This is a genomic window from Methylobacterium sp. SD274 (assembly GCF_017355285.1).
Lineage (GTDB): Bacteria > Pseudomonadota > Alphaproteobacteria > Rhizobiales > Beijerinckiaceae > Methylobacterium.
In genome coordinates this window covers 12478-25985 of record NZ_JADIJP010000020.1, presented here as the reverse complement: position 1 = coordinate 25985, position 13508 = coordinate 12478, and the positions used below count along the sequence as shown (strand labels likewise).

Here is a 13508-nt window from a genome sequence, read left to right as displayed (position 1 = left end):
CCGTGGCCTTGTCGATGGGGATGATCGTATGGGCAGGGCGCGCCAAGCCCTGCCCCGCCATTCGCCGGGCCCGTCACGGATTCTCACCGGAAATGGACCGCACACAGAAAGCCGCCCTCGCGAGCGCCGGAATCGGCCTTCTCGTGATGGCGATCAAATTCACCGCCTACTGGCTCACCGGCAGTCTCGCGCTCTATTCGGACGCGCTGGAGAGCATCATCAACGTGGCGGCGGCGGCCTTCGCCTTCATCGCCTTGCGCGTGGCTGCCGCGCCCGCCGACGAGGACCACCAGTTCGGGCACCACAAGGCCGAGTATTTCTCGGCGGTGATCGAGGGGGCCCTCATCATCGTGGCCGCCATCCTCATCCTGCGTGAGTCCTATTACGGCCTCCTCGACCCGAAACCCCTCGATGCGCCGATGCTGGGCCTTGCCGTCAGCGCGGTGGGGACGGCGATCAATGCCGCCTGGTCCATGGCGCTCCTGAGTCGCGGCAAGGTCTGGCGCTCGCCCGCCCTGGTGGCCGATGCCCGCCATGTGATGGCGGATGTCTTCACATCCGGTGGTGTTCTCATCGGCGTCGCCCTGGTGGCCCTCACCGGAACCCTGATCCTCGATCCGCTCATCGCCGGCCTCGTCGCCCTCAATATCCTGTGGTCGGGCTGGACCATGGTGCGCGATTCCGTGAGCGGCCTTCTCGACAAGGCGGCTCCGGCCGAGATGGTGACCCAGATCCGTGCCCTGATCTCGGAGCATGGCGAGGGGGCGCTGGAGGCGCATGACGTGCGCACACGGCATGCCGGGCAGGCGACGTTCATCGATTTCCACCTCGTGGTGCCCGGCGAGATGACCGTGAAGGACTCGCACGACATCTGCGACCGGCTCGAGAGTGCCATCGAAGGCGCCATCGCGGGGGCCGTCGTCGTCATCCATGTGGAGCCGGCCGAGCATGCCAAGGGTCGCGGCGTGCCGGTGGTGTAGGGGCGAGCCTCCCCCGGAATGCGCGAGAATCCACCGCCACGCGCACCGTCGTTCGAGCGTCATCCGACCCCCCTAATGTCCGCCACGGCCGGTGATTTGACGTCCGCTCGTCCGCGGACGCGTCCGGCCGAGGATGAGACCGCATGACCGCCTATTCCGTCGCGAACGGCACGACGCAGACCGCTCGCTTCACCCTGGCGGGCGCCGACACGCTGCAAGTGGACGGAACCCTGTCTGTCTCCGCCAACGCTCAGTCCGTGCGCTTCCAGGTCGCCCCGGACGGCGCCGAGATCCACAATGACGGCCTGATCGAGAACACCGCCGGGGGGCGCGCGATCCGCTTCGAGAGCGAAATCGGCGCGACCCTGACCGCGACGATCGACAATGGCGGCGCCATCCGCGCCGGGGACGATGCCGTGCAGATCCAGGACGGCACCGTCGCCGCCGGCACGCTCACCATCACCACGGATAGCGGCTCGACCATCGTCTCCAGCACAGGTCAGGCCCTCGACCTCGCCTCGACCACGGGCGGGTTCCTCGCCGAGATCGACAATGCCGGCTCGCTGCTGTCCCTGGTCTCGGACGGCGTGCGGATCGGCGCGACGCTGGATCTCGTCAATAGCGGCACCATCCGGGGCGGTTCCGCCACCGGCTACGTTCAGGGTGCCGACGGCATCCAGTTCGAGGACGGGGCGAGCGGGACGATCCGCAACGATGCCGGCGGCGCCATCCTCGGCGACCGCCACGGCGTCAATATGGGCGAGGGCAGCGTCGCCACGGTAACGAACAAGGCCGGCGCCCGCATCCTCGGCGGCAACGGTTCCGGCATCGGCTCGGACGGCACCGCGACCGTGATCAATCACGGAATCATCACGGGCACCTTCGCGGATGCGGCCGGCTCCGATGTCAACGGCGCGACGCCCGGTTCCGAAGACGGCGGCGGCCCGGACGGCATCAATGACGGCGACGGCGACGGGATCGACATCGATTTCCGTGCAACAATCGAGAATCATGGCACCATTCGCGGCCTCGGCGCCGGCGGCACGGGGTCCGACGGGCTGCCCAACACCGCCGAAGGCATCGCGGCGGGCGGCGGCGACATCGTCAATCTCGCCGGCGCGCGGATCTACGGCGCCGGCCTCGGAATCCTGATCGACGACTCGTCGCAGGGGGATGCGCCGTTCCTCACGAGCATCGACAATGCGGGGCTCATCCACGGCGGGTCGGGCATTGCCATCAAGATCGTCAGTGCCCTCGACGACGTGGTGGTCAATGCCGGCCGCATCATCGGCTCGGGCGGCACCGCGATCCAGTTCGGCTCCGGCGACAACACGCTGGCTATCGAGACGGGCTCGGCCATCCGTGGCCTCAGCCTCGGCGGCGACGGCACCGACACGCTCGATTACTCGGATTTCGGCGCATCGGCGCGCGCGCTGTTCGAAACCGGCCGGGCCACGGGCACGGGGGGCGTCTCCGGCTTCGAGATCGTCAAGGGCTCGGCCTTCGCCGATTCCATGCGGGGCGATGCCGAGGCGAACCAGTTCCTCGGCGGCGCGGGCGACGACCGGCTGTTCGGCGGCGCCGGGGACGACATCCTGACAGGCGGCGCGGGAACGGATGTCCTGCGCGGCGATGCCGGTGCCGACACCTTCGTGTTCGATACGCTTCCCGCCGGCAAGAAGGACCGGATCGTCGATTTCAGCCACGGCGAAGACAGGCTCGCCCTCGATGCCAGCGTCTTCACGGCGCTGACCCCCGGCTCCCTATCGGACGAGGCCTTCGCCCTCGGCGCCGCGACCACGGAAGACCACCGCATCCTCTACGACGCGGCCAAGGGCCATCTCTTCTACGACGCGGACGGCTCCGGCACCGACCACGATGCGGTGCTGCTCGCGACCCTTCTCGGCAAGCCCGACCTGACCGCCTCGGACCTGCTAATGGTCTGATCCGGGCAATTTTCGGCGCGGGGGCCGAGATGCCCCCCGCCGGGACCTGGTATGGCCGCGGACCCACCTGCCCTTCCCGGCGACGGGATGTGTTGGTCTTCGCTGTCGTCAAAATCTTACGTTTGGTGCCTGATAAACCGTCGCAATGCGGGGCGGACGTTCTGCCTTAGGCTTTGACGCGTTTCTGCATCTCCACATTCTCAACAGGGCTCCCGCACTCCATGCCGGGATAGCTGCGCACCTCTCTCCGACCATGACGTGCGTAGAAGGCGCGTGCTCGGGAATTGAACGCACGCACCTCTAGGCGTACGACGTGATGAATGCGTGCGGCTTGCCGCTCGGCGGCGTCGAGTAGCTTCGAGCCAGCACCTTCGTTCCAAAAGGCAGGATCGACGTGCAAGTCGGCGATCTGATCGTCTTCGACCTGCATCATCCCGATCAGCACGTCGTCCCGGATAGCGACGATGAAGCTTCGCCACTGGTTCTCGGCGTGAAGCCGCGCAGGGTCGAACGAAGCGAAGGTTTGAACTGCCTCGAACGGAAGTTCAGGCGCCCAGGTGACAAGCCAGGAGCGCCGCAGCAGGCGCACGAGAGCGGGCACATCACTCTCTTCGGCTGGACGAAGGATCATCCGCTCAGACGCCACTTGCGCTCCATGGGATGGCCCCGGTGCTGCAAGAGCCTCACCCGACCATGACACTCATTCAATCTGGCGGCCAGAATGCCCAAAAGGGTGGAAAGCGAACCATGCTGCTCGTCGGTTCAGAGGTTTGACAGCGTTCGTCCGCGTGCGGCCTTGATGACTTCTTGGGCGGGGATGTTGACCCAGGTTTCACCACCGGTATCCGCCCCCGCTTCCAGCCAGTCGCCCACGATCCGGTAGCCGAGGGTGTAGCCGAGCCAGCGTGGATACCGCCCCCCGAAGCCGAAGAACCACGCGCGGTGGTCGTGACCGTCGCCGACGAGCGTCGCATTGTCCGGCAGGTGGGCCGCGAGCACCTCATCGGTCACGGCGCATTCCCACGGCGTGGGTGGCGAGCTGAACAGGCGGCTCACAAACTGGCCTGCCAAGCCCTCACTGACCAGGGCCTCGCCCAGGGTCCAGCCGTAGCCGGGACCGGCCATACGCATGCAGTGGTGGGCCTCGTGCGCCACGGTCTGGCGCAGGTCCCCATTTTGCAGCGAGTGCGCGAAGTTCGGGTTGTCGGGGTCGATGGTGAGGGAGAACAGACCAGGGCGCATGGCTTGTCCCGTCGTGCCGGTCTCCGGGATCACCGCGCCGGGCAGGCGCTGCACGAGGATGTCGAGCGGCGACACCGGTAGCACGCCCGCTACGACCTTTCGAGCGATCTCGACCTCATCAGCGATGGTGCTACGCCAGGGCCCCAGATCGCCGGATGCCTCAAGCCAATGGAGTCGCCACGTCATCCGATACTCCGTGTGCTTCACATCCCCACCCTGCCGTGGAGGGCAAGATGGGGCAACTTCGCCTACGGATGGCTTCCGGACTCTGGCCTTTCGGCCAGAAGCGGACGTTTCGCCTCCGACCTGACGGAGACGTTCAGGATACTGTTTGTCGAGCCTGATAGCGGACATCCGCCGCTACGATAGGTCCAGCATGATGTTGGCCGATACAGCGTCCTTTCTGGCCGATCAGGCGACGCCGGCCATCCGACGAAGCGGCATAGATGATCCTTTCTCAAGTGGGGATCCCAGATGCGTCGCGATGTCGAGTTTCATTCCGAAGGCCGTAACTTGCGCGGCTGGCTCTACGAACCAGAAGGCGAGGCGCAGAGCCATCCCTGCATTGTCATGGCGCACGGCCTGTCAGGGGTGAAGGAGCAATACCTCGACCACTACGCGGAGGTTTTCGCTGCCGCTGGTCTCGGCGCGCTGGTGTACGATCACGCCAACTTCGGTTCCAGCGACGGGCTGCCCCGGCAGGAAGCCGATCCCGTCCTGCAGCGACGCGGATATCGCGATGCGATCAGCTTTGCCGAGACCCAGGCTTGGGTCGATCCCGCCCGCATCGGCCTATGGGGGACAAGTTACAGCGGAGGCCATGTGCTGGAGGTTGCTGCCCTCGATCGGCGCGTCCGCTGTGTCGTCAGTCAAGTGCCGACGATAAGCGGCTACCGCTCAGCACTTCGACGCACGCGTGCTGATCTCGTGCCGGCGTTGCTCTCCCGGCTCGACGCAGATCGTGCCACGCGTTTCAGGGGTGAGGAGCCTGCGACCTTCCCGGCCGTCTCGAACGATCCGCATGAAGGGTGTGCGATGGCCGGCAGCGACGCCTATGTCTTCTTCACCGAGACCCGAGATTTTGCGCCAACTTGGCGTAACACACTCACCCTCCGCAGCGCTGAACTGGCGCGCGAGAACGAACCCGCCATCCATATCGCCCGTATCAGCCCCACCCCACTCTTGATGATCGTAGCCGACCACGACCTGCTGACGGCCACGGAACTCTGCCTGGAAGCTTACCAGCGGGCGCTCCCACCCAAGCATCTGATGTTGCTCGCCGGAGGCCATTTCGATCCCTATGTCAAGCTCTTCGAGCAAACCAGTACTGCCGCTCGTGACTGGTTCCGTACTCATCTCGTCGATGGCCACGCGTGACGAGCCGTCAGCGATGTCCCTCCACGCCATCGCGCGCGACTATGTGGATGGCTCGGTCGTCGGCGAGCATTGCCATGTCGGCGGGCAGCTTATCCATGCCACGGCCGGCGTCATGCAGATCCGGGCGGCTCAGCGCCTGTGGCTCGTCCCGCCTCGGCGAGCCCTCTGGATCCCGCCGCGCCTGACGCATGCACTCCGAGCACGGGGAGACGTGTCGCTCCGGACGCTCTACATCGAACCGGCCTGCGCCCAGCGGCTCTTGGGCGATGTGCCTCGCGGCTTCGTGGTCCCAACGCTGGTACGGGAGTTGATCCTGCGCATGCTCGATCCATGCGCCGCAAGCGATGGAGAGCGCATTGGCCGCCTCACCGCCGTGCTGGTCGATGAACTCGCCGATCTCGACCCGGAAGGTGTCGCCCTCTCGATGCCCTCAGACCCCCGCCTAGCGCGCGTTTGTGCCGGCATACTGGCCCGGCCTGGAGAAGAGCACCGGATCGACGAGTTGGCGCGTCGCGCCGGCGCATCAGTTCGGACTCTGAGACGCCTCGCTCTTCATGAACTCGGCTGTCCCCTCTCGACGTGGCGTCAGCAAGCCCGGATTCTCTCGGCCGTGCCGATGCTGATTGCTGGAGAGTCCGTGACCGGGACTGCCCAAGCCCTGGGTTATGAAACCACCGGTGCTTTTGCAGCCATGTTTCGACGATTCGTAGGGATGTCGCCGCGCGAGTACTCTACGTCTTGCGGATGATATGGCCATTGTTGGATTGCGGAAGGCGTCATCAAGTCTACTTTTTCTCCTATCTGACTGATTGCGGACTGGCCGAAATCCCTCAGTCCAGTCGTAGTCATCGTCCGCCCAGCTGCCGCGAAGCGGACCTTCCCGATGCCTGCTAAGGGTCGTGAACAGACGGAATGAGCCGTCAGATGTGGACCGCCGGAGGAGATCGTTACTCGGAAGCCGGCCTGGATCGTCGGGTGTTGGGCGGACCGCTGCCTGAGGGGCATCATGGGCGGACGCCCGCTGAGAGAGTGGCGACGGCAGAGCTCGACGGCTGGCTGGGCCAGCCGTTCTGATCGCGCAACTATGTGGTCGAGGCCGCGAAGCACGTCGAGCCTGGTCTCGGCCATCTGCCGGCCGAGGGGCTTGTCGAAAGAGGTGGAACTGCGAGAGGCGGGCGCCGGTGGCGGGGTGGAAGGTCGCCTCGTCGCGGGCTTTCGGCAGATCCGGGGCGCTGGCGAAGGAGCGGGTACCGGATGTCGACCTATAGCTCCGATCCCGGCACGGTCCCGCCGCGCTGCGGAGGGCGAGCCGGTCCCTTCGACGTCACCACAAGGATGCCGGATGACGGGACGGGCGAGGATCGATGTTCTCGGGCCGGCTCGGGGACATCCGGATAGTGTCGCCGAAAGCCCCAACGTCGCCCGGTCCACAAGCGCCCGGCGCGCCATCACGGCGGCCGGGCTTCGAGACGATCGGTCGAGCGTGACGGTCTAGATGGACAGGAATCCGAAATCGTCCGCGTGCAGCGAGGCGGCGTCAACGTCACGAAGGATGATCTTGTTGCCGGATCCCTCGCCTTTGAACGTGATGAGGGTATTCACGCCGCCATGGACTTGGCTGATCTTGATCTCGTCGAAACTGTCCACGAGCGCGGACACATCGAATGTGTCGCTTCCAGCCGAGAATTTGTAGACGACGTCGCGACCGAATCCGGTCTCGAAGCGAAATGTATCGTCGCCCAAGCCGGCGATGAGCTTGTCATTGCCGGTGCTACCCTCGATCGTGTCCCCGCCGCGTCCGGCGCGGATGCTGTCATTTCCGGACGTGCCGGTGATCTCCACATGATGTCCGGCCGTCGACTGGGACGTCACGGTGGCACCGGTCGTAATGGCGGACATATCGAGTTTCGTGTCGTTCCGGACGTAAGTGGCCTCGAACTCCTCGAACATTCCTCGGGCCAGGCTCACGGTGCCTCCGCCGCTCACGAAGAGAAAGTCTTTCCCCGCGCCGCCGCCAACGTAGAACGGTGTCTCTGAAATCACGATCCTGTCATCACCCCCCATGCCACCGATATCGTCCAGCCCGCCATTGCTCCTGATGGTGTTGTTCGACGCATCGCCGACCAGTGAATCATCAGAGGTGCTCCCGACGAGGTTCTCTATATTCGTGAATACGTCGCCCTGAGCATCACCCTGGTATCCAGTTCTTTCATCCAGTCTGGCATAGACACCACCGGACGCATGTTCGTAACTGACCGTGTCGCTGCCCGAGCCGCCGTCGAACGTGTCGGCTTCTGCTCCACCTTCCATGATGTCGTTGCCGTCGCCACCGGCGATGGTGTCGCCGCCGGAGCCGCCACGCAGGACATCGCCGAACGTGCCGCCCTGGAGATTGACCATCGCTGTATTGTCGGAAAGATCGGCATTGATCGAATAGTCGTTGCCATTCACGAAGATTGGCATGGGCTCGATTGGATCGCTGTCAAATCTTTCGGCATCCTCGAAGCCGGTCCCTAATCCATCCTGAATCCCGTTGTCGTTGATGATGAAATAACCGTTCCACGCAAACCCGATGGCGTGGGGGTCGGAGGGGCCTGAATAGGAATCGAGTCCATTCCGGCTCAAGTTGACCAAGTTGTTGAAATCATAATTGCCGCCGAACGTGAATGAAACCGATGCCATCGCCGCCGCTTTCCTTAGTGATACATAATATATTCAGTACCAAGGCAATCTTAATGATCGGTTAGTGGGACTAATGGTCCGACCTATTGATTAATTGATTGTTATTATGGAATCATATTGCAAATATGTGCAGATCTTCGAATAGTACGTGGTTATTTTATAGTACGGAAATAAGAATTGCTTTGATCGCTCCTGCGAGGCGTCCGTATCGGAATGGCGATGTCGGATGCGCAGGGCTCGGGGGCTCGGGAGGCCTTGACCGCACGACCGCGCGGCGGCGTCCGTCCGCCGTGCTCATCGAGTCCGGGCGCGGGCTTGATCTCGCCCGCTCAGGCGCGGATCGTCCCCGCGCCGGCAGGGGCTGCCGCCATCAGCCTGCGGCGGCGGGCGCCGCGGCGGAGGACGTAGAGGGTGAGGCCGGTCGCCGCGAAGAGCGGCATCGCCAGGGAGGCGGCGAAGAATAGGAAGGCGACGAATCCGCCGAAGAAGCGGCCGCGATGCACTTCGAGCATGTTCTCGGCCATCTGTCGGCCGAGGGGCTTGTCGGCAAAGCGAGTCTGAGACAGGCGGGCGCCGGTGGCGGGGTCGAAGGTCGCCTCGTCGCGGGCTTTCGGCAGGTCCGAGGCGGTGGCGAGGAATCGGATGCGGATCGCCGCCTGTTCCGGCCCCGGCAGCGCGATGAGGGCCATGTGCGCGCCGGCGCCCTCCCCGGCGCTGAACGTCGCCCAGGCGGTATCGAGGGCCGAGCCCGTGGTCTGAGGCGGCGCGCCGGGTCCGCGTGCCGCCCGGGGGGCGCGGGTCTCACCGGTGAGGAGCCAGGTCGCGGCGTTCCTGTAGCTGTCGAAGGACCACCACAACCCGGTCAGGGCGATGGCGGCGTAGAAGGGCACGAGCCAGGTCCCCGCGATGGTGTGGAGCGACCACCAGCGCGGCCGTCCGGGCCGTTTGAGGGAGGGTTTCAGCCAGATCTTCCACGTATGGAGCTTGGGCCAGCGCAGGTAGAGCCCGGTGGCCAGGAAGACCAGGAGGGCGATGGCGCAGATGCCGGTGATGCTGCGGCCCCAGCCCTTGCCGTCGCCCGGAAGCAGCAGCCAGCGATGCAGCTTGCGGATGGTGACGAACGTGTCCTCGAGGCGCATCTCCCCGAGGGTCCGGCCGTCGACGGGGTCGAGATAGAGGGTCGGCGGCCGCGCGCCCATGGCCGGGTCGTTGGCGAACCGGATGCGCGGGCTCCGCTCGGGATCGCCCCAGAGGGCCAGGGAGCTCACCACCCTCCCCGGCTGCTGCGCTTCGACCCGCGCCTTGAGGGCGGCGGGCGAGAGGCGGGGCGCATCGCTCGCGGTGACGAAGGCGCGGTCGGCATTCGCCCATTCCGTCAGCGCCTCTTCATAGCTCAGCAGCGCGCCCGTCACGCCCACGAGGGCCAGGACGAGCCCCGCCGTGAGGCCGAGCAGCCAATGCAGGCGGAACAGAACGGTGCGGGTCGTCATATGCGCTCGCCTACCAGAATAACCCTGCGGTCCCGATTGCCCGGAACGGATCTCCCGCCGTAACGTCGAGATATGTGCCGACTATGCGCGCCCTCGGGGAAGTGCAGTGCTGCGTGAGACAGACCATCTCTCTGTCGAACGACGATAAGTGCCGAACTACGAACGCGAATCCGGGTGTGTCAATTTTTCAATGGCGGATGGATGAATCTCATCGAATAGATTGGAATGACTATAAACCGTTATGAAGGAATAATGTTTACTTATTCGGGCTTGTTCCTTCGGAATAGACATGGAATATTGATATATAATTCAAATTTATAGGTCTACTCTTTCGTGCCGAAGCGATGACGCGGCGGTAAATCCCATCGCAGCCGATGGGCCCTGCACCGCCATATCCGTCCGGCGCCAGCCTTCATTCGTCCTGGGTCTCCCCGAAAATTTCTTCGAACGCCGCGCGCAACGCCATGTCCAGTTCGGGCAGGGTGACGATCTGGCCGAGATCGACGAGGCTGGTCACCCCGTGTCCGGAGATGCCGCAGGGCACGATGCCGGAGAAATGCGACAGGTCGGGTTCCACGTTCAGGCTGATGCCGTGGAAACTCACCCAGCGGCGCACCCGGATGCCGATCGCCGCGATCTTGTCCTCCACCCCCTCCCCCTTGTCGGGGCGGCGCACCCAGACGCCGACGCGGTCCTCGCGCCGTTCGCCACGCACGTTGAAGGCATCGAGCGTGGCGATGATCCAGGCCTCCAGGGCGGAGACGTAGGCGCGCAGGTCCGGCCTGCGCCGGTTGAGATCGAGCATCACATAGGCCACCCGCTGGCCGGGCCCGTGATAGGTGTACTGGCCCCCCCGCCCGGTGGCGTGGACCGGGAATCGATCCGGCTCGACGAGGTCCCCGGTCTTCGCCGAGGTTCCGGCGGTGTAGAGCGGCGGGTGTTCGAGCAGCCAGACCATCTCCGGCGCCTCCCCGCCGGCGATCCGCCCCGCATGCGCTTCCATCGCGGCCACGGCCTCCTCGTAGGGGACGGGAGTGTCGCTGATCCGCCACAGGACCGGCCGCATGCCGGAACGCGGCCGAAAATCGACCGTCGAGACGGAGAGACGGTCTTTGCCGGCGGGTTCGTTTACCAAGGCTTCACCATATCTCAGGAACACTCCGGCATGGCAGGCCCGGTGCGGGCCGACGGAGTTCGTGGCGCGTGGCAGTTCTCGAAGACCTCAAGGTCGATCTCTCGGTGGTGCTCGGGCGCAGTCACATGCCGCTCCATATGCTGCTGCGCATGGGCCGCGGCGCCGTGATCGAACTCGAATCCACCGAGACCGATATGGTCGAGATTCTCGCCAACGACCACCCGATCGCGCGCGGCCAGATCGTCGTCACGGGAAACCGGATTTCGGTGGAGATCACCGAGCTCATCCGCAAGGCGGACGTGGTCCGCATTCCGGGCGTCACCATCGGCGATGGGGCGGTTCAGATCCTCGATGGACCGGTCGATCTCATCTGAGACGCATGACGGCGCTTGTCGTGGCAGATTCGATCTGTTATCCGCTGCGCCGCGCCACACGAAACGCCTCGCACCGCCCTCCGGCGGAGAGCGCGGCGGAACGGGTGGCACCGATGCGGCCATGGCGGAATTGGTAGACGCGCTAGCTTGAGGTGCTAGTCCTGCAAGGGGTGGAGGTTCGAGTCCTCTTGGCCGCACCAACTCAATCGAGTTGTTGTACCCCGAAGCGTCTGATCCCGGAGACGGCCACGAGGCCGGACGGGATCATCGAGCGATTATCAAAAAGAGTGTCGTCGGGGTCGGATCTCGGGTTCAGGCCGGAGGTCTGGAATGCGCATCCGGCCGCAAGCTCCGCAGCCCAGGTTCGATGCGGGCGGATCGCGGCCGATCCCGAACCACGCGCCCGCCACGCCTCCTCACTCCGCCTTCTGCGTCGGGTAGGTGAAGACCGGCGCGGCTTGCAATTCCGCTTTCGTCTGGCGGATCTCCGCCTCGATCGGCTCGCCGACATGGACGCTCGCCCGGCCCTTCGTGGCTTCGGTCGTGGTGGCGGCGCCCGCAGGGCCGGTGGCCTGGTCGGTATCGCCGGTATTCTCCGCCTTCAGGACGGCATCGCCGGATTTCGCGCCCGGCATGGTCTCGGGTGTCACTTTGGCGGCCCGAGCCTCGGAGGGGGCGTCCTTCGGCTTGACGATGGACGGGTCCGGAAGCTCTCCGGCCTTGGCGTTGGTGTTCCACGCCATCTGGTCGAAGGCCACCGCGACCCGCTTTCCGCCCACACCGAGGAAGCCGCCGACATCGATCACCACCGCCTGGATGCGGCCATTCCCATCCACCAGCACATCCTCGATGGTGCCGACCTTGACGTGATCCTGGCCCACCACGCGCAGGCCGATGACCTTGGACGCCTTGAAGCTCCCCAGCGGGGCCTGGGTGAGGAAGGCGGATTGTCCCGTCTGGCCGTCCTGTGCGAGCGCCGGAACCGCCGAGGCGGCGGCGATGAGGAGCGCGAGGGTACGGACGTATGCCGGCATGTCGGTTCTTCCAGACGATCGGGAGCGATCTGCTGAAACCTCAACACATGCGGCCGGGTCCTGGTTCACCCCGGCCCGCGCCGTCCGATCGGCGCGGAGGTCCCGTGGTCGACGGGTTCAGTGGCCGAGCACCGATTGCTGCCCGGTCTGGGTCTCGGCCTCGGTCGCCTTCGCCATGGCGACGCCGATCTCGAAGAGCAGGAGATCGACCAATTGGCGCATCACCAGCGTTCCCGACGTTTCGATGATCTCCCGTGCCGCGATGCAATGTCCTGCCAGCGTCTGGAGGTGATCCTCCCGGTTCATTGCCGATGAGTACATGGAGAGCGCCCTTTTGTTCTGTTGTCGAAGACCCTCGTCTTCGAGGTGTCGTCTGCTGTCTGCCGAGTGGCCGCCGCTCAGGCGGCGAGATAGGCATAGGAAGAGGGTGCGAGCACGGAATCCGGGTTGCCGCTGACGCTGCGCAGGCGCGCGAGGGTGCGCTCGTCGAATTCTGCCGTCGCCGCGATGATGTCCTCGCCGCTGATCGTGTGGGGCAGCCCGAGCGGGCGGGCGCGGAAGTGCAGTTGCACCACGTGCAGCAGATAGAGCGTCGGCATCTGCAGCACGAGGCGGTTCACGCCGTGGTGCATGCCCCATTCGACGATGCCCGTGAGCAGAGCGAGGGAGACCGGGTTGACCACCTTGCCGCGGGCCCTGTGTGAGCGCGCCACGGCCTGCCGCGTCCATTCCCAGGTCCGGGTGCCGCACGGACGTTCGCCCTCGCAGAGCTGTGGCATGATTTCGGACAGAAGGTGCGGCCGCGTCGTCGGCAGAAGCCGGCTATAGCCGATCACCCTGCCATCCTCGATCGCCAGGAAATGGATGGCGTGGGGCGTATCGAACTGATCGATCTCGCGGCCATCCGGCCTGGCGAGGTCCGACCAGCCTTTCTCGGTCACGAAAATCTCGTGGCGCAGGCGCCAGGCCTGCTCCATCTCGTCGCGGTAATCGCCCTCGTTGGCGGGGGTGATGATGTGGATCATGCCAGCAACTCCGTCCTCGGCGCATGTCTGGCAGTGCCCGGAAAGGTTGCGTACTACGGGAAACCGTAGGGTCGACGATGGCTTGTCTGGGATGGCCGCGTTGGCGGAGAGCGTTCTTCTTCCCGCATCGAGCATCCGACCTCCGAGAGCGGCGTCATGACGCTGACTGACAATCCCTTCGGACGAGAACGATTCTTGGATTGACCCCGGGGCGTTCTTGCGG

At 65.1% G+C, this 13508-nt stretch carries 13 protein-coding genes and 1 tRNA gene; 6 read left to right on the top strand and 8 right to left on the bottom strand.

Annotated features, from left to right (window positions below):
• Positions 1-92 precede the first annotated feature (92 nt).
• Both IPV08_RS16805 and IPV08_RS16800 read left to right on the top strand, forming a co-directional pair.
• Positions 93-980 (top strand): cation diffusion facilitator family transporter, encoded by an 888-nt coding sequence (locus IPV08_RS16805; protein WP_207412700.1) that lies wholly within the window; start codon positions 93-95, stop codon positions 978-980.
• Between the two features lie 143 nt (positions 981-1123).
• Positions 1124-2926 carry a calcium-binding protein gene (locus IPV08_RS16800; protein ID WP_207412699.1) on the top strand — a complete coding sequence of 601 codons (1803 nt, stop codon included), beginning with the start codon at positions 1124-1126 and terminating at the stop codon, positions 2924-2926.
• A 166-nt stretch (positions 2927-3092) separates the two neighbouring features.
• Here the strand turns inward: IPV08_RS16800 and IPV08_RS16795 are convergent, their stop codons facing one another.
• Together IPV08_RS16795 and IPV08_RS16790 are read right to left on the bottom strand one after the other, a co-directional pair.
• Complete coding sequence (locus IPV08_RS16795) at positions 3093-3557, bottom strand: GNAT family N-acetyltransferase (protein WP_246747999.1); 465 nt, start codon at positions 3555-3557, stop codon at positions 3093-3095.
• A gap of 131 nt (positions 3558-3688) precedes the next feature.
• Entirely contained in the window at positions 3689-4354 is a 666-nt protein-coding gene (locus tag IPV08_RS16790) for a DUF2268 domain-containing putative Zn-dependent protease (protein WP_207412697.1), read from the bottom strand.
• Between the two features lie 288 nt (positions 4355-4642).
• Between IPV08_RS16790 and IPV08_RS16785 the strand changes: the two genes are divergently transcribed.
• Together IPV08_RS16785 and IPV08_RS16780 are read left to right on the top strand one after the other, a co-directional pair.
• Complete coding sequence (locus IPV08_RS16785) at positions 4643-5545, top strand: alpha/beta hydrolase (RefSeq protein WP_207412696.1); 903 nt, start codon at positions 4643-4645, stop codon at positions 5543-5545.
• 13 nt (positions 5546-5558) lie between these two features.
• A complete protein-coding gene (locus tag IPV08_RS16780) occupies positions 5559-6293 on the top strand; it encodes a helix-turn-helix transcriptional regulator (protein ID WP_207412695.1) in 735 nt (244 codons plus the stop codon).
• Between the two features lie 743 nt (positions 6294-7036).
• Here IPV08_RS16780 and IPV08_RS16775 read toward each other — a convergent pair.
• From IPV08_RS16775 to lipB, 3 genes are all read right to left on the bottom strand, one after another.
• Positions 7037-8227, bottom strand: coding sequence for a calcium-binding protein (locus IPV08_RS16775; protein ID WP_246747998.1), 1191 nt, complete (start codon positions 8225-8227; stop codon positions 7037-7039).
• 329 nt (positions 8228-8556) lie between these two features.
• Positions 8557-9717, bottom strand: a complete 1161-nt coding sequence (locus tag IPV08_RS16770; RefSeq protein ID WP_207412694.1) for a PepSY-associated TM helix domain-containing protein — start codon at positions 9715-9717, stop codon at positions 8557-8559.
• A 412-nt stretch (positions 9718-10129) separates the two neighbouring features.
• A complete protein-coding gene (gene lipB, locus IPV08_RS16765) occupies positions 10130-10783 on the bottom strand; it encodes a lipoyl(octanoyl) transferase LipB (RefSeq protein ID WP_207412762.1) in 654 nt (217 codons plus the stop codon).
• 137 nt (positions 10784-10920) lie between these two features.
• On the opposite strand from lipB, the gene IPV08_RS16760 reads away from it, so the two are divergent.
• Positions 10921-11226 (top strand): FliM/FliN family flagellar motor switch protein, encoded by a 306-nt coding sequence (locus IPV08_RS16760; protein ID WP_056426499.1) that lies wholly within the window; start codon positions 10921-10923, stop codon positions 11224-11226.
• Between the two features lie 115 nt (positions 11227-11341).
• Positions 11342-11426, top strand: a tRNA-Leu gene (locus IPV08_RS16755).
• A gap of 216 nt (positions 11427-11642) precedes the next feature.
• Here IPV08_RS16755 and IPV08_RS16750 read toward each other — a convergent pair.
• The 3 genes from IPV08_RS16750 to IPV08_RS16740 all read right to left on the bottom strand — a co-directional run bounded on the left by IPV08_RS16750 (position 11643) and on the right by IPV08_RS16740 (position 13285).
• Positions 11643-12260 (bottom strand): PRC-barrel domain-containing protein, encoded by a 618-nt coding sequence (locus tag IPV08_RS16750; RefSeq protein WP_207412693.1) that lies wholly within the window; start codon positions 12258-12260, stop codon positions 11643-11645.
• 117 nt (positions 12261-12377) lie between these two features.
• Complete coding sequence (locus IPV08_RS16745) at positions 12378-12581, bottom strand: hypothetical protein (RefSeq protein WP_207412692.1); 204 nt, start codon at positions 12579-12581, stop codon at positions 12378-12380.
• 77 nt (positions 12582-12658) lie between these two features.
• Positions 12659-13285 carry a GNAT family N-acetyltransferase gene (locus IPV08_RS16740; RefSeq protein WP_056454281.1) on the bottom strand — a complete coding sequence of 209 codons (627 nt, stop codon included), beginning with the start codon at positions 13283-13285 and terminating at the stop codon, positions 12659-12661.
• Between the last annotated feature and the right edge of the window lie 223 nt (positions 13286-13508).

Bases quoted from the DNA above. Each gene is read 5' to 3' on its own strand.
- IPV08_RS16780 (WP_207412695.1), top strand. From the start codon at position 5,559: ATGTCCCTCCACGCCATCGCGCGCGACTATGTGGATGGCTCGGTCGTC.
- IPV08_RS16805 (WP_207412700.1), top strand. From the start codon at position 93: ATGGACCGCACACAGAAAGCCGCCCTCGCGAGCGCCGGAATCGGCCTT.
- IPV08_RS16775 (WP_246747998.1), bottom strand. From the start codon at position 8,227: ATGGCATCGGTTTCATTCACGTTCGGCGGCAATTATGATTTCAACAAC.
- IPV08_RS16745 (WP_207412692.1), bottom strand. From the start codon at position 12,581: ATGTACTCATCGGCAATGAACCGGGAGGATCACCTCCAGACGCTGGCA.
- IPV08_RS16750 (WP_207412693.1), bottom strand. From the start codon at position 12,260: ATGCCGGCATACGTCCGTACCCTCGCGCTCCTCATCGCCGCCGCCTCG.
- IPV08_RS16795 (WP_246747999.1), bottom strand. From the start codon at position 3,557: ATGATCCTTCGTCCAGCCGAAGAGAGTGATGTGCCCGCTCTCGTGCGC.
- lipB (WP_207412762.1), bottom strand. From the start codon at position 10,783: ATGCGGCCGGTCCTGTGGCGGATCAGCGACACTCCCGTCCCCTACGAG.
- IPV08_RS16790 (WP_207412697.1), bottom strand. From the start codon at position 4,354: ATGACGTGGCGACTCCATTGGCTTGAGGCATCCGGCGATCTGGGGCCC.
- IPV08_RS16800 (WP_207412699.1), top strand. From the start codon at position 1,124: ATGACCGCCTATTCCGTCGCGAACGGCACGACGCAGACCGCTCGCTTC.
- IPV08_RS16785 (WP_207412696.1), top strand. From the start codon at position 4,643: ATGCGTCGCGATGTCGAGTTTCATTCCGAAGGCCGTAACTTGCGCGGC.
- IPV08_RS16740 (WP_056454281.1), bottom strand. From the start codon at position 13,285: ATGATCCACATCATCACCCCCGCCAACGAGGGCGATTACCGCGACGAG.
- IPV08_RS16770 (WP_207412694.1), bottom strand. From the start codon at position 9,717: ATGACGACCCGCACCGTTCTGTTCCGCCTGCATTGGCTGCTCGGCCTC.